Origin of the sequence: Vibrio mangrovi, from assembly GCF_024346955.1 — a bacterium.
GTDB classification, from domain to species: Bacteria; Pseudomonadota; Gammaproteobacteria; order Enterobacterales; family Vibrionaceae; genus Vibrio; species Vibrio mangrovi.
The window spans coordinates 1,271,567-1,290,650 of sequence record NZ_AP024884.1; the positions used below are offsets into that span (position 1 = coordinate 1,271,567).

13 protein-coding genes are annotated in these 19,084 nt (G+C 45.9%); 8 read left to right on the forward strand and 5 right to left on the reverse strand.

The window, feature by feature from the left end:
- Position 1 precedes the first annotated feature (1 nt).
- On the forward strand, positions 2-1,582 hold the full coding sequence (locus tag OCU74_RS21780) for a GGDEF domain-containing protein (protein ID WP_087481824.1): 1,581 nt from the start codon (positions 2-4) through the stop codon (positions 1,580-1,582).
- Positions 1,583-1,650: 68 nt separating this feature from the next.
- Here OCU74_RS21780 and OCU74_RS21785 read toward each other — a convergent pair whose 3' ends face one another.
- Positions 1,651-2,835, reverse strand: a complete 1,185-nt coding sequence (locus tag OCU74_RS21785; RefSeq protein ID WP_087481875.1) for an MFS transporter — start codon at positions 2,833-2,835, stop codon at positions 1,651-1,653.
- A 553-nt stretch (positions 2,836-3,388) separates the two neighbouring features.
- Between OCU74_RS21785 and OCU74_RS21790 the strand changes: the two genes are divergently transcribed.
- Positions 3,389-4,309, forward strand: coding sequence for a DUF368 domain-containing protein (locus tag OCU74_RS21790; RefSeq protein WP_087481823.1), 921 nt, complete (start codon positions 3,389-3,391; stop codon positions 4,307-4,309).
- A gap of 387 nt (positions 4,310-4,696) precedes the next feature.
- Complete coding sequence (sstT, locus tag OCU74_RS21795) at positions 4,697-5,914, forward strand: serine/threonine transporter SstT (protein WP_087481822.1); 1,218 nt, start codon at positions 4,697-4,699, stop codon at positions 5,912-5,914.
- Between the two features lie 103 nt (positions 5,915-6,017).
- Here sstT and OCU74_RS21800 read toward each other — a convergent pair whose 3' ends face one another.
- Positions 6,018-7,211: a tetratricopeptide repeat protein gene (locus tag OCU74_RS21800; protein ID WP_087481821.1), complete on the reverse strand. Its 1,194-nt coding sequence runs from the start codon at positions 7,209-7,211 to the stop codon at positions 6,018-6,020.
- A gap of 396 nt (positions 7,212-7,607) precedes the next feature.
- Between OCU74_RS21800 and glgX the strand changes: the two genes are divergently transcribed.
- The 4 genes from glgX (at position 7,608) to OCU74_RS21820 (ending at position 13,063) form a co-directional block, all read left to right on the forward strand.
- Positions 7,608-9,626, forward strand: coding sequence for a glycogen debranching protein GlgX (glgX, locus tag OCU74_RS21805; RefSeq protein ID WP_087481820.1), 2,019 nt, complete (start codon positions 7,608-7,610; stop codon positions 9,624-9,626).
- A gap of 94 nt (positions 9,627-9,720) precedes the next feature.
- Positions 9,721-11,550: an ABC transporter ATP-binding protein gene (locus OCU74_RS21810; protein WP_087481819.1), complete on the forward strand. Its 1,830-nt coding sequence runs from the start codon at positions 9,721-9,723 to the stop codon at positions 11,548-11,550.
- Positions 11,551-11,829: 279 nt separating this feature from the next.
- A complete protein-coding gene (locus OCU74_RS21815; RefSeq protein WP_087481818.1) occupies positions 11,830-12,204 on the forward strand; it encodes a hypothetical protein in 375 nt (124 codons plus the stop codon).
- A gap of 151 nt (positions 12,205-12,355) precedes the next feature.
- Positions 12,356-13,063, forward strand: coding sequence for a DUF445 domain-containing protein (locus tag OCU74_RS21820; protein WP_087481874.1), 708 nt, complete (start codon positions 12,356-12,358; stop codon positions 13,061-13,063).
- 83 nt (positions 13,064-13,146) lie between these two features.
- On the opposite strand, the gene OCU74_RS21825 is transcribed toward OCU74_RS21820, so the two are convergent.
- Both OCU74_RS21825 and OCU74_RS21830 read right to left on the reverse strand, forming a co-directional pair.
- The gene (locus OCU74_RS21825; protein WP_087481873.1) at positions 13,147-15,033 is read right to left on the reverse strand and encodes a methyl-accepting chemotaxis protein; all 1,887 of its coding nucleotides are present in this window, start codon (positions 15,031-15,033) and stop codon (positions 13,147-13,149) included.
- Between the two features lie 373 nt (positions 15,034-15,406).
- Entirely contained in the window at positions 15,407-16,792 is a 1,386-nt protein-coding gene (locus OCU74_RS21830; protein ID WP_087481817.1) for an SLC13 family permease, read from the reverse strand.
- 305 nt (positions 16,793-17,097) lie between these two features.
- On the opposite strand from OCU74_RS21830, the gene OCU74_RS21835 reads away from it, so the two are divergent.
- Positions 17,098-18,054 (forward strand): AEC family transporter, encoded by a 957-nt coding sequence (locus OCU74_RS21835; RefSeq protein ID WP_087481816.1) that lies wholly within the window; start codon positions 17,098-17,100, stop codon positions 18,052-18,054.
- 130 nt (positions 18,055-18,184) lie between these two features.
- On the opposite strand, the gene OCU74_RS21840 is transcribed toward OCU74_RS21835, so the two are convergent.
- Positions 18,185-19,081 (reverse strand): spermidine synthase, encoded by an 897-nt coding sequence (locus OCU74_RS21840; protein WP_087481815.1) that lies wholly within the window; start codon positions 19,079-19,081, stop codon positions 18,185-18,187.
- Between the last annotated feature and the right edge of the window lie 3 nt (positions 19,082-19,084).

Here is a 19,084-nt window from a genome sequence, read left to right on the forward strand (position 1 = left end):
AATGCAAGACTTACTCGATAAAGTAAAAGATGCTGGTCTTGATGTTACATCCGTTAGTGGAGAGGAAGCGATTGCCTTCTGGGAACGAGTCAAAAACGATATTGCTTCAACACCATGGCAAAAAGCACAGTGCTATATTATCAGTGCCGAATACAGAGCATCGCTGAATCAGTTTCAACAAAGTATTGAGGAATTGAAAACAGCGTTAAAACTCCTGCAATTACCTCAGGATGCAGAGAGAATCTTATCGATTGAAATTAGTTTAAGTGAGCGTTTTATTGAAATCGGTGATTACCAGACAGCCTTGCAAGAATACATTTCTATTTCAAATATTGCTGTTGAGCACGGTTTTATTGATGAATATGCTCAGGCAGTCCTTGGTATGGGCTCACTCTGCCATCGCTACGGCGAAGCCGCAAAAGCACTCCGCTTTTATCAGAAAATCGACAGTATTGATCATGCAATGTCCAGTCGTGCACTGCGTCTGAAGTACAAAGTCTGTATGCTTGCCTGTTACATTGATCTCAAAAATTATAAGCGGGCAGAAGCACTCATCAAAGAGTGTGAAGAACTCAGTATACTGGTCAGTGATAAAACGCTGGCGGGTCAGATTCTCCTGTACAAAGCAAAAATTTGCCTTGCCAGAAACAATGTCACCGACGCCTTGCAGATCATTGCTGCTGTGCCTTATACAACCCGGCATAACTATCTCGCATCACTTTCATGCCTGATTAAAATCGAGCTTTCTCTCTGCTTCATGCAGATAGGAAAAGCACACATTGCAGAGATGCTGCTTCTGAGCCAAAACAAAAAAATTGCCTCTTTTACACATCCGGAACTGAAAAAAGATTTGTATCAGGCCCTGAGTAATATTTATGAATATCAGCATAAATATCAGCAGGCTCTGGATTGTCAGAAACGGGCCTTTCAGGTTGAAACCGATCTGATGAGGCGGATTCCGATCGGAGACTTAGGCGCAACTCAGCTACGCCGGTTATCCCGTTTTGAACTGCAGTTAAAACTCATTCTGTCAGAAATTGAAAACCGGGAACTCAAAGAAACCACGGAAAACCAGAAAAATACAGTGGCCCAGTTACAACAGGATGTGTTTACCGATCCGCTGACCAAGCTACACAATCGCCGCTGGCTGGAAACTAAACTCAAAGATCTGTTACTTCATGAGACATCTTTTGCATTTTTAGTCGTTGATATCGACCATTTCAAATCAATTAACGATGAACTCAGCCACCTTGTCGGAGACAAAGCCATCGTCAACGTTTCAAGTAAGCTGAGTGGCTATTTCAATTTCAAACAAGCATCCTGCGTCCGTTTCGGAGGCGAAGAATTTCTGGTCATTCTCGAAGATGTCACACTGGAAGAAGCACAAATGCATGGTGAACACTTCCGTGAACATATTTACCAGTTTAACTGGCAGGATATTCTGGGGGAACGAGGCTTAACAGTCAGTATCGGTATTACATTACACAAAGAAGGGGAAAATACTCAGCGTACCTTCTACAGAGCTGACAAAGCCTTATACCGCGCGAAAGCAAATGGCCGTAACCAAGTCTGTACCGAGTAAGAAATAGTCCCTTTATTGTGTGGACAGCAGCCCTGTTGCTGACCGTCCACATATCCGCTCTATTATATCTACTGCCATTGCAGCACTTTAACTTCATTTCCCCGGCCGGGCACTCTGGGAATATTCAGAGCCAGAATTAAAGAAAGACATGCCAGTCCGGCTCCAATGTAAAACACCATTGCCGGAGAGACCATCCAGATCATGCCGAAAGAAGCAGGAATAACAACAGCTGCAATATGGTTAATCGTGAAAGAAACACCTGCCGTCGATGCCATATCTGCCGGGTCAGCAATTTTCTGAAAATACGTTTTGATAGCCAGAGCCAGAGCGAAGAACAGATGATCGATGACATATAGTCCTGCGGCATAATGACTGTTTTCAACGACAGCATAGCCGATAAACACAACTAGTAATCCCAGATATTCTACGACCAGAGCCCGTTGTTCACCGATCCGGCCAATAGCCCGGCCAATCCGTTTGGCAAATAAAAAGTTAAACAAATAGTTGATCAAAAACAGTAAAGTTATTTCTCCGGCGGAGTAACCAAATTTTTCTACCATCAGAAAACCGGCAAATACCGTAAAAATCTGCCGACGGGCACCACTCAGAAATGTCAACATGTAATATAGCCAATAACGTTTTCTCAGCAGCAATTTCTTATTCTGGACCGTATGAGCCTGATACTGTGGGAAAGCACTCCAGGCAAACAAAGCCAATAAAAATGCAATGCCACCAGTGACCATATAAACCCATAGATAAGGTAACGAAAAAACCTCTAACATGACCCACAGCGCACCGTAAGTCAGTAATGATGCGAAGGCACCAACTGAAATCATACGGCCAAGCATCTCCGGCGCTTCGTCTTTATTCATCCACTGTAGTGTCAGAGACTGCTTCATTGTCTCCATATAGTGGAATCCCGCAGACATCAGTAAAGTCGTCAACAACAGCCCGGAAAAGGACGGGAAAAAGCCGGTTATTGCTGTCCCAGCCGTTAGCATCAATAAGGCAATCACCAGAAACCGCTGTTCTCTGATAAAAGGCAGAATGAATACTGCAGTAAAAGCCAGTAAACCGGGAATCTCTCTGACACTTTGTAAGATCCCCATATCTGCACCATTAAACTGTGCTTTTTCAATCGCAAAGTTGTTCAGTAGAGCCATCCAGCTTGAAAAAGCTATCGGAACAATAACTGAAACAATTAACAAAAAATTCGTTGGGGTCTGCCAGCTGTAAGATTGCCGATTCAACATGATCACCATTTATATTTCAGAAGGTTTATATTTTGAAAAGCTTATGTTTGAAACAGCTTATGTTTTAAACAGGAATGATATCATACGCTGTTCGGATACAAATGAGAACTGATATCACCTGATACAATAGTACACATTTGATACAAAAATCAGGGAACGGCATGCTAAATCATGCTCAGACACGTTGGGAGAAACGGATAAACAACACAAAAAAAAAGCCAAGTGCAAATCGCACTTGGCACAATCAATGTGAACAATGTTATTCACTAACAACGTCAGTTGGCTAGGTGACCCTCGGCTTAATAAGGGTCACTCAGTATAATGCACAAGCCGTGCCAACTTTAAAAAGTTCATAAAATACAAAGAAATTGTCTATATGGCCAGCAATTAAGTGCACCCTGTTGAGTAGTTCGTTTGCATTTTGCAAACATCTTCGTTCATTTTGCAAAGAGCAAACATAACCTGAACACCGATTTTGCAAACTCTATGGGGATCTCAACAGGAATTCGATATACTGAACGCCTGACAACTCTTTATATACAAACTGACCCCAATGAATTATTTCATCACCTTCTTAAAAGGTCTGGCAATGGGTGCTGCTGATGTCGTCCCAGGCGTCTCCGGCGGTACTATTGCTTTTATTACCGGTATCTATGACAAACTTCTGGAAAGTATCCGACGGATTAATCCCAGATTGATCGCTTACCTGCGCCAACATGGCTTTGCTGCAATGCTACGCCATATCAACGCATTATTTCTGGTTAGCCTCTTTGGTGGTATTTTTGTCAGCATTCTCACACTTGCCAAACTCATCTCCTGGCTACTTATTGCTTATCCGATTCCACTCTGGTCCTTTTTCTTCGGCCTGATTCTGGTCTCCGTTTACCATATTTTCAGACAAATTGAGCGTAAACGCCTTGCCGATCTGGCCGGATGTGGGATTGGAATACTTTTCGCCTACACCATTACCGTCTTACAACCTCTCAACCTGGAACCATCACTTCCCAATGTTTTTATCGCAGGATGTGTCGCAATCTGTGCGATGATCTTACCCGGAATATCAGGCAGTTTTATCTTATTGCTTCTGGGGATGTACGCGCCGATTCTTGGTGCTGTTAAAGCAATTCAGGTCGATATTCTGGCAATCTTCCTGTTAGGGTGTATAGCCGGACTATTAAGCTTTTCGCACCTGTTATCCTGGTTACTCAGACACTACCGAGATATCACACTTTCAACGCTGACTGGGCTGATGGTCGGAACACTGCCGAAGATCTGGCCGTGGAAAGAAACCCTGACCTGGAGGACCAATTCCCATGGTGAACAAGTCCCGCTGCTGCAACATAATCTGTCTCCGTCTGAATATGAGCAGCTTACGTCTCATCCGGCTCAGTTATTTCTGGCAGTAGTGATGATGTGTAGCGCGATTGTGCTGGTACTCGCACTCGAAAAATTCGCACAATCTCCCCAAGATTAGTCACAGAATTATTTCTGGGGAGGAGTAATCTTCCCCTTCCTTCCCCCACAACTCAGTACAATAAAATTGTCGTTCTCTCTTTTACATATCATAAAAGCTTCAACCACAAAACATTAACAACTGCAACAAAATCGTTCGTTATTGAGTAAAGACAACAATTTTTTTACCTGAAATTTAATTAATCCTAGACACATTATTTTGTCACTATAATATGACTTTCTCCGGACTTTGGCGGTGTAATCGACATATTTTCGTTTCAGCACTTCCTCAGTTCAGGAAATATTATAATTCGAACCCGGATGTGATCAGATGCCGGATGAAAGCCGTATTTCCGGCAAAACTATCAGGCAGGTCAACATCCCTCATCACTAAATCGCAGGAATTAGTATGCAAAGCAACAACATCTTCGCTCGTTTTGCCCGGGGTAACTTAGTGCTGCAAATTATTACAGGCATTATCCTCGGCGCACTGCTGGCCACTTTCTCTCCTGATGCTGCAAATAAAGCCGGTCTGTTGGGCAGCTTTTTTGTCAGTGCACTGAAAGCCGTCGCACCTGTTCTCGTTTTCGTTTTAGTTGCGGCTTCTATTGCCAATCAAAAAAGAAACCAACATACGTTTATGCGCCCTATCATCGGTTTATACCTACTGGGAACATTCACCGCAGCATTGACGGCCGTCATTTTAAGCTTCCTGTTTCCGACAACACTAACACTGGTTGCCGGAGCTGACGGAGCCACACCGCCACAAGGCATTACAGAAGTTCTTCACACGCTTCTGTTTAAGATCGTCGACAATCCGATCAATGCCATTGTGCAGGCAAACTACATCGGAATTCTCGCCTGGGCTATTGGTTTAGGTCTGGCGCTACACCATGCCAGTGCAACTACAAAAGCAATGCTTGAAGACCTCAGTCATGGCGTTTCCATGATTGTCCGCTTCGTCATTCGCCTTGCTCCGTTTGGTATTTTTGGTCTGGTGGCTTCAACGTTTGCGACAACCGGCTTCTCAGCACTTGCAGGTTACACACATTTGCTTGTTGTATTGCTGGCAGCAATGCTGATTATCGCACTCATCGTCAACCCGCTGATCGTCTATGTAAAGACCCGCAGAAACCCTTATCCATTGGTTCTGCAATGCTTACGTGAAAGTGGTGTGACCGCATTCTTTACCCGTTCCAGTGCAGCCAATATTCCTGTGAACCTGACTTTGTGTGACAAACTGGGGCTGGATGAAGACACATATTCGGTCTCTATTCCTCTCGGCGCAACAATCAACATGGCCGGAGCTGCAATCACCATTACAGTTCTGACACTGGCTGCGGTCCATACAATGGGAATTGAAATCGATATGATGAGTGCATTACTACTGAGTATCGTTGCAGCAGTTTCGGCGTGTGGTGCTTCCGGTGTTGCTGGTGGATCACTGCTTCTTATTCCGCTGGCTTGTGGTCTTTTCGGTATCTCAAACGATGTCGCAATGCAGGTCGTCGCGGTAGGGTTTATTATCGGTGTAATTCAGGATTCGGCAGAAACTGCACTGAACAGCTCGACAGATGTTGTCTTTACAGCAGCAGTCTGTCAGTCAGAACATCAAAAAACAGTCTGATCTATCTAAAACTATCCTGCCACTGGCAGGATAGTTTCTCAGCAATAGTCCACTCACACTTCCAGACAAATTTATCTTTTCTTTCAGCCAAAAGACCTTTCATCTAATGCATATGCTTGTCAGTAAAGTCAGGTTTGATGTTTTTTTCCTCCGGTGCTTTTTCATCTGCCTGATTTTCTTCACCGGTTTGATCGCCATGATGTTCAGGCAAAGCCTTTTCCATTTCTGCGACTAATGCATCGCTATCATCGTCTTTTTCCTGAATGTCATCATCATCGGGAAACTCTTTGTGGTGCGGAATCGGAACATTTCGCTTATAAAGCTTATTGAAAGCCCGGATAATCAGATGCTTACCAATAGTCCCGGCCCGAATTTTCTTCAATAACGGTTTGGCAAAACTCTGTAGCAGAACAATGGAATCAACCCCAAGGCGACTACCGACGTCATCCCGTACCCCCTTCGCCAGCTCATAGCCACTATGTGCCGACAGAAATAGCCAGATATACGCTACAGAATTCCCGTAAGCACCATGGTCAATCCATGCTTTACCTGCATGGTACATTGCTTCCGCATTGCCCTTTTCTCCGGCACATTCCAGCCAGTAACATGCTTTGCGATGATCCTGAGCAACGCCATTCCCTTTCAGATAACACAGACCCAGCTTCATCATGCCGTCAGAACTATCCAGTTTAGCCGCCTTCGAATACCAGAAGCAGGCATCTTCAGGTTTTGGAACCGGATTTTCCCGGGAGAGATACCAGTCACCCAGCCTCAGTTGTGCCGGAATGAAGTTCGCCATGGCTGCTTTTTCGTAAATCCGGACGCCTTTCTCAATATCAACAGAAACCCCCAGACCGGAAAGATAAGCCTTTGCTGTCTCACACAGCAGTTGTAAATCCCCTTCCATCCCCCGGATATACATCTGCCAGAATTTAGTTTTCTCTTCCAGCACAGTATCCTTCCGGGAACGCTGACAAATTCGGACAACACCGTACATCCCGGTAATATTTTCCAGATGTGCTGCTTTTTCATACCAAAACAACGCTTCCCGTAAATCACGCTTTTCGGCTTCTTTCGCTAAATAAAGAATCGTCGGAACATGGCCATCCTCAGCCTTTCTCAACCGTTCCTTCTGATCTTCCATCGCAGCCTGTTCTCTCGCCCGACGCTCCGAGTTTTCCCGGGCCTGACGCTCAGCTTCAAGCCGTTTCTGCTTTACCGAGAGGACCATCATCCAGGACACCAGTAAAATCAGTGACAGACCGGCCAACCCCATTAAAAATCCAATAACGTTCATCAATGCCTATTTCTGGTTTGTTGCAGCGCAAAGCCTCAAGCTCTGATACCGGGTTATGTCTATAGACAAGAAGCTATAACAAAAAGCCCATTCCCAGAAGAGTAACAGCAACTGATATCATCAGGCGAGCCATTTTACCCACAAAGTGATATCTGCCTAAAATACTCCCTCTAAACCGTGTCGGAGAACCGTCACATCTCAGACTTCGGTGGATTTCCACAGCAAAAATACAAAACCTGTGGTATATAAAGTATATAGAGTGCGCCACATTAGTGTGCGTTAATCTTTTGACAATCACGTGATCAAAGTACATTTTGTGGCGGATACTTGACCAATACGCCACAAAGTTTTTTACTAGAAAACACCAATGTTATGGATGACCGGGTAGAAGACTAAATGCATAAAGCGAACGATGTCCAATCTCAACCTTATCCTTTAGGTGCAACGCTGGATACCAGCGGATGCAACTTCTCTATTTATGCTCCGGGTAACCCACTGATTCAGCTCGCCTTATTCGATGAGAAAGGGCACTACGAAAGTTATACTCTCGACGGAGAATATGCAGGTATCCGATTTACCTATATTCCCGGAGTCCGGGCAGGGCAGAAATATGGTTATCTCATCAGGCAACCGGACCAGAAACGATGGCAGTATATTTCTGACCCTTATGCAAAATCAATCGACGGACAGCTCATCTATACTCCGCCGCTTACAGCTAAAGCAAGTTTCCAGTTGCCCAAATGTGTGGTGACCGATGACCAGTTTGACTGGCAGGGCACATGCCGTCCCGGTATTCCGAGAGAAGAAACAGTGCTGTTCGAGACTCATGTGAAAGGACTCACCCAGTTACATCCTGAGATCCCCGGCAAACTACAAGGAAAGTATTTAGGACTGATTCATCCGAAGATGATGGAGTTCTATCAAGAACAGCATATTAAAACACTTCAGCTCCTTCCGATTGCAGCCTGCATGCACGAGCCTCACCTGCTGGATATGGAACGAGTCAATTACTGGGGATACAACCCTTATCTGTTTATGGCTCCGGATCCGCGCTATGCGATTGAAGATCCGGTTACCGAACTCAAAACCACGATCCGCGCTCTGCATCAGGCCGGAATAGAAGTGATTCTTGATGTGGTCTACAACCATACGGCAGAAGGGGGAAATGATGGCCCGGTATTCAATCTGAGAGGACTGGATCCTAAATATTACATCACGCACGAAGGCCATTATGCTAACTTCACCGGATGCGGTAATACCGTAGATCTCTCATATCAGCCGTCCCTCAACCTCGTGATGGACACTCTGAGGTACTGGGTAAATGAATATCAAATCGATGGCTTCCGTTTTGATCTTGCTGCAACCCTTGGTCGCAGCGGGGAACATTTCAGCCCGGACGCCGCCTTTTTCAAAGCCGTTGCTCAAGACCCGGTTCTCAAACAAATTAAGCTGATTGCCGAGCCCTGGGATATCGGGCCCAATGGTTATCAGGTTGGTAATTTCCCATTTGGCTGGAATGAAACCAACGATAAGCTGAGAGATATCAGCCGTAGCTTCTGGCGGGGCGATCAGGGCTATCTGAAAGAATTTGCAACCCGGGTCATGGGTTCCCGTGATCTATACAGTGCAGCCAACTGGCCGTTTAAACTAACCGTCAATTACATTACATATCACGACGGATTTACCTTACAGGACCTAGTGTCTTACAAGCATAAACACAATGAAGCAAACGGTGAACAGAACCGTGACGGACACGGGGACAACCGTTCCGAGAACTACGGTGCAGAAGGGCTAACCAAAGATACTCTGATCAACCGGATCCGGATGCAACAGAAGCGGAATTTCATGGTTACAGTCCTGTTCTCTTTTGGTATTCCACATCTGCTGACCGCCGATCTTCTGTCGCATAGCCAAAAAGGCAACAACAATGCTTACTGTCAGGATAACGAAATCAGTTGGCTCAACTGGCAGTTAGGGGCAACTGAAAAACGGTTTCAGGACTGGATGGGAAAACTCGTTACAGCCAGACAACGTTATATGGTGCCGTTCATTCAGGCATTCAGCGGCGACTCGCGTAATTCAAACCGGGTATTCTGGAGAAAAGTTGATGGTTCCCTGATGACTCAGGATGACTGGAATCAGCTTAATACCGTCTCCTTACATCTGGGAATCGGTGATACCGGAGATGAAATTCTTTATCTCATTAACCGGACGAAAGCTCCGGCACGATTTTCACTTCCCGAAGGACATGCACAAGAATGGCAGGTTCTATGTGATACAACTTCTTTTGACATCATGTCGACAACTGTGAGCGATGAACGTTTACAACCAGCAACGTCTTTTGCGATCCTATACTGTCCGTCTCAGGCAGCTGTCGGTATAGCACACGGTAAAAGCCCCCAAAGACGGTTATAATAGGGACTTATTGTTTTCTTAACCAATAGCAGACTCCGGGTCTGCTGCGGAAAGCAATATTTCCCGAAATTTAATCCGATACGAAAGGACGTTTATGTTTAAACGATTTGAGGGGTTTACGCAGGCTTTTCCGCCGGAAGAACCGCAACAACCTCCGGCAACTTTGTGGGCTTTTTGCCGCCATTATACGCAAGGTTTTGCTAAGCCTCTGTTCATCATTGCCATACTCAGTACTGCCATCGCAATCATTGAAGTTTCCCTGTTTGGGTTTATGGGCAGACTGGTTGACTGGTTATCCGCCAGCCAGCCGGAAACATTCTTTGCAGAAAACCAGTCAATGCTGATTGGTCTTGCTGTCCTGATCCTGATCGGTATGCCGCTGATTGTCGGAATCCATTCACTGCTGATCCATCAGTCAATGCTCGGCAACTATCCGATGTCCATCCGCTGGCTGGCACACCGCTATCTTCTCAAACAAAGTCTGTCATTTTATCAGGACGAATTCGCCGGGCGCATTGCAACCAAAGTGATGCAAACATCACTGGCGATCCGTGAAACTGTCATGAAAACCGTCGATGTGTTTGTATTTGTCAGCGTCTATCTGACCGCAATTCTGGTCATTCTGGCCGATTCAGACTGGCGTCTGATGCTCCCGATGTTACTCTGGCTGATCGGCTATATTGGTATTCAGTTTTTCTATGTTCCCAAACTGAAGCATGTTTCTTCCCTTCAGGCAGATGCCCGTTCGACAATGACCGGACGTTTTGTCGATAGCTATACCAATATCCAGACTGTAAAACTCTTTTCGCACAATCAGCGGGAAACCCAGTATGTACAGAAGAGTATGGAAGGATTTCTCGGTACGGTTTATCACCAGATGCGTCTGGTCACCGGTTTCAACCTTTCGGTAGAAATAGCGAATTACCTGCTGTTGTTTGCAATCTCTGCCATTTCGATTTACCTGTGGTCACAGCAAGCCATCACTGTTGGTGCCATTGCTGTTGCGATCTCACTCGCATTACGTATTAACGGTATGTCCAAATGGATCATGTGGGAAGTCGGCGGTCTGTTCGAAAACATGGGAACCGTTGTCGATGGTATGCACTCACTCTCCCGCTCGATTACCGTCCAGGATAAACCGGATGCGAAACCGTTACGGATCACTCAGGGCCGGATTGAATTTGACCACGTTTGTTTCCGTTACGGTACAGACATCAATGTGATCAATCAACTGAACCTCCATATTCAGCCCGGTGAAAAAGTCGGGATTGTCGGACGCTCCGGTGCCGGTAAATCAACGCTGGTCAACCTGCTGCTGCGCTTTCATGATGTCGAAGGCGGCCAGATCCGTATTGATGGCCAGGCAATCACTGATGTCACTCAGGACTCGCTACGCAGTGCTATCGGAATGGTGACTCAAGATACCTCATTACTACACCGTTCTATCCGGGAAAATATTCTCTACGGTCACCCGGAAGCAACCGAAGAACAGATGATGAACGCAACCCGACAAGCCCACGCACATGAGTTTATCGCAACACTGTCCGATCCGTACGGTAACCGGGGTTATGATGCTCAGGTCGGAGAACGGGGCGTCAAACTTTCCGGCGGTCAGCGTCAGCGCATCGCAATTTCACGGGTACTGCTGAAAAATGCGCCGATTCTGATCCTTGACGAAGCGACATCAGCGCTCGACTCCGAGGTCGAAGCCGCCATACAGGAGAGCCTGTATGAACTGATGGAAGGCAAAACCGTAATTGCAATTGCCCACCGTCTTTCCACCATTGCTGCGATGGATCGTCTGATCGTGCTGGATCAGGGACGGATTGTTGAAGAAGGCACGCATCAGGAATTGCTCTCCCGGCATGGCATCTATGCGCACTTGTGGGAACACCAGACCGGGGGATTTATCGGCTGTAAATAGAAACGGAAGGAATAGTTTAACAATTAGCCAGTTTATGTTAAATCCAGACCTGTTGGCTATCAAAATATTGCTCTGGATTTTATTTTTGACATGAAACTCAATTGAACTGTCCCGGTAATATTTACAATCAGCGAAGCCGTGGTATGTTACAGGGATTGATGACTGCCGCTGATATAACTGTGGTTTTCATAAGTCGCAAAAATGAAACGAATGACACCAAACGAAATGTCAGTTCACCGAGTTATTTTTTAAAACAATCATTGGAAACTATCAACACGTATGAATATCAAACAAACTCTTTTATTAGCATTTTTATTCCTGGTATCTCCGCTGACATTCTCTCAGGAAGCCACGGGAACCATCGAACAACTTCAGATTTGTGGAACTGGCTGGTCTAATCAGTCTTGGCTAAAAACATTGCAGTTTAAAATTCAGGATAAATGGTTCGGTGTTTACGCCGACTACTATAGTGAGACGGATCATGACTATGATGACAACATTTCTCCATCAATGATTTTTATGGCTTTCTCTCAAAATTTAGTGGTGCATGTTAAAGCTACTCAGGACTGGACAGAAATATTTAACAAATGTGGCCACACCGGAGCCGTATTTCATGGCGGCCATGCCGGTGATTATATCGAGCTGATTCGCTGACACGTATGGCATGTTTAACTATCTTATAACTTGAGCCACATTCCTGTGGCTCATTCTTTATCGCTTAACTCCAGCATTCACTTCCCGTCTCCACGGTTTTCTTCTAAAATCCGCCTGTCTCAAGATTTTCAGGAGTTGATACACAAATATGATGAACAAAAGCATTTATACCAATCTGATCGCTATTCTCTGTATTTTCGCAGGCTATCAGCTTGATGAAACGATTCTGCTGACCGCAGGTCTGTTTGCATTTTCCGGCGCGATCACCAACTGGCTCGCCATCCATATGCTGTTTGAAAAGGTTCCGGGATTATACGGTTCCGGTGTGATTCCCAAACGCTTCGATGCTTTTCGTTCTGCGATCAAATCCCTGATGATGGAGCAGTTTTTTACCGACACGAATATCGATAAATTTCTGGATCAGGAACTGGCACAAACCAGCAATTTCAGTCTGGAACCGGTGATCGAACAGGTCGATTTCAATCCGACATTTGATGCACTGGTAGAAACAATCGCCCAGTCCTCTTTCGGCGGCATGCTGGCGATGTTTGGCGGAACCGAAGCACTCCAGCCGTTAAAACAGCCCTTTGTGGAAAAAATGCAGCAGGCGATGGTTGAAATCAGCCACAGTGATTCGGTCCAGAATGCGCTGAAAGAACAGCTGGAATCCGGTTCAATGAAAGCGGATATCCGCCAGAATATCGAACAGATTATCGACCAGCGCCTCAGCGAACTGACACCACAGTTGGTCAAAGAAATGGTTCAGAAAATGATTAAAGAACACTTGGGCTGGCTGGTCATTTGGGGTGGTGTTTTTGGCGGCTTGATCGGCGTAATCACCGCTCTGTTATCGGCATAAAGAAATCTATCGATTCGTACCCCCAATAAACAGAAAAACCACATGAGAAAATCCCATGTGGTTTCTTTCTGACATTTCAAGACTCAACTTAGTTTAAACGTTGCAACTTTTGAGTTCAGCTCTATCGCCTGATCCTTCATTTCACGGGTCTGACGTAAACCTTCTTCGGCACCGTTGGCTAAACCATCCGTCACATCTTTAATCGCAGTAACATTCTGGGTGATCTCACCGGTAACATGCGTCTGTTCCTCCGCTGCGGTTGCAATCTGGGTCGCCATATCACTAATCATCCCGACAGAGGTCAGAATTTCTTCCAGCGCCTGACTGGCATTATCAGCATCCTGAACAGAACTTGAAGCCAGTTTGGCACTATTCTCCATAAACCCTACGGCTCTTTTCGTCATTTCCTGAAGCGTATCAATGGTCGATTTGATCTCTTCTGTCGATGTGTGTGTCCGCTGAGAAAGCACCCGGACTTCATCTGCTACCACAGCAAATCCTCGTCCCTGTTCTCCGGCACGGGCAGCTTCAATCGCCGCATTCAGTGCCAGCAAATTAGTCTGCTCCGCAATCCCCTGAATCGTTGCCAGTACCGCAGATATCTCCGCAGAATGCTGGTCAAGTTCTGAGATAACCGAGCTGGCTTCTGTTACCTCACTGGCCAGACGATTGATTGACTCTTTGGTGTTCATCACCAACTGGTGACCATGTTGGGTACTTTCAGACGAACTCTGAGCCGAGTGTGCCGTCTGTTCCGCATGAGAGGCTATCTCCTGAGTCGCTGAGGACATCTCTGTTACCGCCGTCGCAACCATGGTAATTTCCTGCTGCTGGGCCGACAGCTCCTCAACCGTCTGGTTGACCCGCTCGGTACTCGTCTGTGACATCTGCGTCAGAGAGTCAGACTGCTGGCGGATATGGAGCATGAGCTGCTGCAAACTTCCGACAAACGTATTAAACCCATGTGCCAGCTTTCCGACTTCATCATTGCTATTCACTTCGATACGTTGCGTCAGATCCCCGCTACCTCCGGCAATCTGCTCTAATGCATCCGACACTCGACGCAACGGGCGAAACAGCAAATTACAAATCCAGTTAAACAGAGCAATGCCCAGAATCACCAACACCCCGGTCACCATCAATTGCCCGTATAAGGTGTGATAAAGCGAATCAGTCAGAGAATACTCACTAATAACGGTGACGGTCGCCAGTCGGGTATTCTCTATCGGCTGTGCATACAGAACCGACTCTTCACCCTGAATTTCAACCACTTTATCTTTCCCGGAGCGCAGAATATCCTGAATATCTGCATATGAAATACCCAGTTTTGCAATGTTCTGATTTAACAAAGAAGCATCCTGATGGATAAATATATTACCCTGATCATTCACAATAAACATGTGTCCTTCGCCCGGCAGAATGACCTTGTTCAGATTATTGAGAATGTCGTTTAATTCTATATCGGCTCCTAAAACCAGAGCCTGCCCGAGCAGATTGACCGCTTGCCCTAAAGAAACCACATTCTTACCCGTCGCAGCTGCTACAGTCGGGTTATCCATAAAAACTTTGCCCGGATTTTCTTTGGCATGAATGTACCATCCCCACTTTCTGGGATCGTCATTCCCCGGCGGTAATACAACTTCATCAGCATTTTTCTGACTGCCATCAGGGTAGGCAAGAAAAACATTTTCGAAACCAGCAGCATGTTTCATCTGTTTTAAATGAGTGATGATCGAGCCTTCCTGAATCTCTTCCGATAGTGAGGTCAGCGCCAGCTCTTTGGCCCGCAGCCAGTCGGTCACATACTGATTGTAAGAAGCCGTAGTACTCGATAATCGCTGTTCGACAGAAACATCCAGCCGGTCCAGAGACGCTTTAAACGATATAATTTCAACCAGTAAACAACCAAAAATGATCGCTAAACTGGCCGATATTGCTAACTTATTCTTGAGTGATAAATTTTTAAACATAAACATACCTTGTTTTACACCTGTGATGAAACATGGTTTCCGGTCATAAAGTTCTCTGGACCTATCTGTCACCATCTTCTCTTCTGGTAATTAATGACGACAGGAGCAGCACCTTCGTTCAACGAATGACCACATCACGTTTTTGCTTCCAACAATATCAATCATATCAACGAAAAAAGGACCGATTGTGACAGACATCAATCCCGGTTCAGTTCAGGACTTAGATTGTAAAAACAGAACATTGCTTCACATGTATCGTGGAAGATGCATAAAAAATAGTTCACGGCATTCCATGTTGCACAATAAGTCAGGTCAGAGGTGATCCTGCATCACAAAATGATGCAGGATATCAGGATGAGATGATTCGACAGGTCTACCAAAAAAATATTGCAATCAGAGTTAACAAAACGATGCAGGCGAAATTTAAAAATATACCAACCCGCATCATTTCTGACTGTTGAATATGACCAGAGGCAAAAACAATTGCATTAGGTGGCGTTGCAACCGGCAGCATAAATGCACAGGATGCAGCGACGGCAATGAGCACCGACAGCAGTACAGGTGAGACACCAAATGCTTCGGCAACACTGGCGAATACCGGAACCAGTAACGCAGCACTGGCGGTATTACTGGCAAACTCCGTCAGAAACACCACAAATGCAGCAATAATCACAACAATCCAGAGCAGACCCAGCCCTGAGATCATATTACTCAGCTCATGAGCAATAAACACGCTGGTTCCGGTCTGCTTCAGCACATTACTCAGACATATCCCACCACCAAACAGCAGTAAAACGCCCCAGTCTGCGGTCTTTTCAATATCTTTCCAGTGAACCACCCGGGCAAAACTCACCAATACAATCGCTCCCAGCGCAATAATCGTATCAAAGGATTTAAAACCACCCAGAACAGCATTGATCGGTTTACTGAATATCCACAAAACGACAATCAGAGAGAAAATACCCAAGGTTACAACTTTCCCTTTATCCCAATCGACAGGATCATGGTTCAGTTCAAAATGACCGGATAAATCAGGTTTCAGGAGTACATAAAGGATCACAATCGCAACCGGGAGTAAAACCACTGTCGTAGGCAAACCGAACTTCATCCAGTCGGTAAATGTCAGACCAACCTCTGCCGCAGCAATCGCATTCGGAGGACTACCGACCACCGTCGCAATCCCGCCAATACTGGCGCTATAAGCGATACCTAACAGAACGAAAACATAAGTCTGATGGCCTTTATCCTCATCAACTTTACTCAATATTCCCAACACCAGCGGTAACATCATGGCTGTTGTTGCGGTATTACTAATCCACATAGAGATCAGAGCCGTCACGCTAAACAGCATAAAAACGGCAACACTCATTTTCCCCCGGGCCAGCAATAACACCTTGTCGGCAACAACTTTGTCCAGCCCCTGCCGGTGCATTGCTGCAGCCAGCGCGAAGCCCCCCAGAAAAAGAAAAATAATCGGGTTAGAAAAGTTACTCAGGGCTGTCGTCGTATCAAAAACACCGGACAAAACGGCCATCACCGGAACCAGAACCGCCGTAACCGTGACGTGTAATGCTTCCGTCAGCCACAGAACAGCGATGAACGATAGCAGGCTGATACCCAGTACGACGTCAGACTGAAAAGGTAAGAAAAAATAGAGGAGAAGGAACAGCAGGATATCAGTCAGGATGATGATACTATTACGGTTGAAAAACCATTCTCGGGTATTGATGGGAAGAGGGACATTATCGTTTTTATTCATTAGGCTTCCTTTTTTGGCTATATTGAACCTCGGTTTTGATCTCAACAAACCCATTAAAAAGCATGCATGTGAGGCTATCATCCATTGCCCGGGTCTGAAGATTTAATTTAATTCACTGAACAAAATAAGCAATTAACGACATAGACAATTAATGACATAAGCCATACATTGGATCTGTTACGCGAGTCAACAATAAGCAATTGTCCCGACTAAAATGATGGGTATTTCATTTGTCAGTCAGAAATTCAGTTCATCGTTATTATGCAGATACAGGTTAACGTTCTTGTATTTCAATCAGGATAGTCATGGATTTACTACTGCAACAACTGCAATTTTCCTTGTCGGTTACCGGCCCGATTTGCCTGATGCTCTTTTTAGGGATCTATTTTCGTCGTAGCCAGTTGATCGATGATCATTTCATCGATGTCGCATCCCGGCTGGTGTTTAAGGTGACGCTACCAGCCCTGCTATTTCTCAGTATTGTCAATTCTAATCATGACGTAACCGCCGGTGGTGCATTGGTCCTTTATGGCCTCGCCTCCAATTTCACTTTTTTCCTGTTGATTAGCCTTGTGGTCAGACGCTACTTCAAACAAGCAGCTGATCAAGGCGTCATTATTCAGGGGGCATTCCGGGGCAATACCGCGATTATCGGGCTGGCTTTGATCGCCAATGCTTACGGTAATGACGGGCTGGCTCAGGCAGCTCTTTATGTCGCAGCTTTGACATTGCTGTTTAATGTACAGGCGGTGTTGACGTTAACACCGAAAGGTAGTCAGTCAGGCATGAAAGCTTTAGTCATGATCCTTAGGACATTAACCAAGAACCCATTGATCATCGCCATTCTGCTGGGGCTGGGATTCTCCCGGCTCAATCTGACACTACCGGATATTGCAACAACTGCCGGCCAATACTTTGCCAATATGACGCTGCCACTGGCGCTGATTTGTGGCGGTGGCTCACTGGATATCCGGCAACTGAATCACGACAAGGCACCCGCCTGGTCCGCCACAGCATTCAAACTACTTCTATGCCCGGCCCTAATCACTTTTGGCGCGTGGCTGTCCGGCTTCCGGGGAGCAGAACTGGGCATCATCTATTTGTGTAGTTCAGCCCCAGCGGCCGCAGCCAGCTATGTGATGGCCCGGGCCATGGGCGGCAATGCAACACTGGCCGCTAACATCATTGTCCTGACTACCCTGCTGTCTCTGCTGACCACCACACTGGGTGTGTTTATGCTGTCATCACTTGCACTCATCTGATAAACGTCAGGCTAATATTGAACACAGGCACGCATAAACCCATCTATGGGTTCCACCGCGCCTTCCCTGGCGCAGAGGGTCTGCTTATCGATATCAGCCTGACGTTTGCAAGTAGAACGCAGAACAGCCATCAGCGCAGCAGATTTGCCGGCGAGTACTGATCGGTTAACGGACGAACCGAAGTATCCCAGTCTTCTTGAGTAGACATCAGGGATGGATACCGATTAATCAGCACGTTATAGCGTGCCAGTTTGTCCACCAATGGCTGTGCCCGCTGCTGCAAAACCGATTTTGAAGGTAGTTTCTGTTTACTGGCAATGATGATTCGATTGCCTCCTTCCGGCGTGACTTTAAAATTAAAAAACCGGCCAAAAACGTAACGATAGGTGGCCGACTCATAATCATAAAGCCGACTGGAACCCCAGGTATTGGCAACCAGCACACCATCATCTGTCATGAGTTTTTTCACTTCTTGCAGAAACTCACTGGTCATCAGATGTTCCGGAATATAATCTCCGGTAAAGGCATCCAGTATAATGAAATCATAGTGTTTCTTCTGCATACCGGCCCGTTTAACAAACACCCGCCCGTCAGCGACAGTCACTGAAATATTGTCTGTCTGCCGGAAACGGAAATAATCACGGGCAACATCAACCACGGCCTGATCCAGCTCTACGACATCCATCTTTGCCTGAGGGTAAACCTCACTCAACACATTCGGAATACTGGCACCGCCAAGACCAATCAACAGGATCTTCTGCGGTTGTGGATTCAATAATAATCCGCCCATCACCATCTGACTGTATGCATATACCAGCCGGGAATCACTTTCATCCTGATACTGACAGGTCTGCACACTGTCTCTTTTGACCAGAGCAAAAATCAGACAACGCAGACCATGTTCTTCCACAACCGCAATGTCCCGGTAGAGAGACTTCTTGGTATATATCACTTCACTCTGGGCAGAAAAACCACTCAAAAGCGCGCAAAGGGGGAACAATACCCCGAACCATAGTATCTTCTTCATCAA

What these genes read in the sequence shown, in the direction of transcription:
- OCU74_RS21780 (WP_087481824.1), top strand. Translation starts at nt 2, where the DNA reads ATGCAAGACTTACTCGATAAAGTAAAAGATGCTGGTCTTGATGTTACA.
- OCU74_RS21785 (WP_087481875.1), bottom strand. Translation starts at nt 2,835, where the DNA reads ATGTTGAATCGGCAATCTTACAGCTGGCAGACCCCAACGAATTTTTTG.
- OCU74_RS21790 (WP_087481823.1), top strand. Translation starts at nt 3,389, where the DNA reads ATGAATTATTTCATCACCTTCTTAAAAGGTCTGGCAATGGGTGCTGCT.
- sstT (WP_087481822.1), top strand. Translation starts at nt 4,697, where the DNA reads ATGCAAAGCAACAACATCTTCGCTCGTTTTGCCCGGGGTAACTTAGTG.
- OCU74_RS21800 (WP_087481821.1), bottom strand. Translation starts at nt 7,211, where the DNA reads ATGAACGTTATTGGATTTTTAATGGGGTTGGCCGGTCTGTCACTGATT.
- glgX (WP_087481820.1), top strand. Translation starts at nt 7,608, where the DNA reads ATGCATAAAGCGAACGATGTCCAATCTCAACCTTATCCTTTAGGTGCA.
- OCU74_RS21810 (WP_087481819.1), top strand. Translation starts at nt 9,721, where the DNA reads ATGTTTAAACGATTTGAGGGGTTTACGCAGGCTTTTCCGCCGGAAGAA.
- OCU74_RS21815 (WP_087481818.1), top strand. Translation starts at nt 11,830, where the DNA reads ATGAATATCAAACAAACTCTTTTATTAGCATTTTTATTCCTGGTATCT.
- OCU74_RS21820 (WP_087481874.1), top strand. Translation starts at nt 12,356, where the DNA reads ATGAACAAAAGCATTTATACCAATCTGATCGCTATTCTCTGTATTTTC.
- OCU74_RS21825 (WP_087481873.1), bottom strand. Translation starts at nt 15,033, where the DNA reads ATGTTTAAAAATTTATCACTCAAGAATAAGTTAGCAATATCGGCCAGT.
- OCU74_RS21830 (WP_087481817.1), bottom strand. Translation starts at nt 16,792, where the DNA reads ATGAATAAAAACGATAATGTCCCTCTTCCCATCAATACCCGAGAATGG.
- OCU74_RS21835 (WP_087481816.1), top strand. Translation starts at nt 17,098, where the DNA reads ATGGATTTACTACTGCAACAACTGCAATTTTCCTTGTCGGTTACCGGC.
- OCU74_RS21840 (WP_087481815.1), bottom strand. Translation starts at nt 19,081, where the DNA reads ATGAAGAAGATACTATGGTTCGGGGTATTGTTCCCCCTTTGCGCGCTT.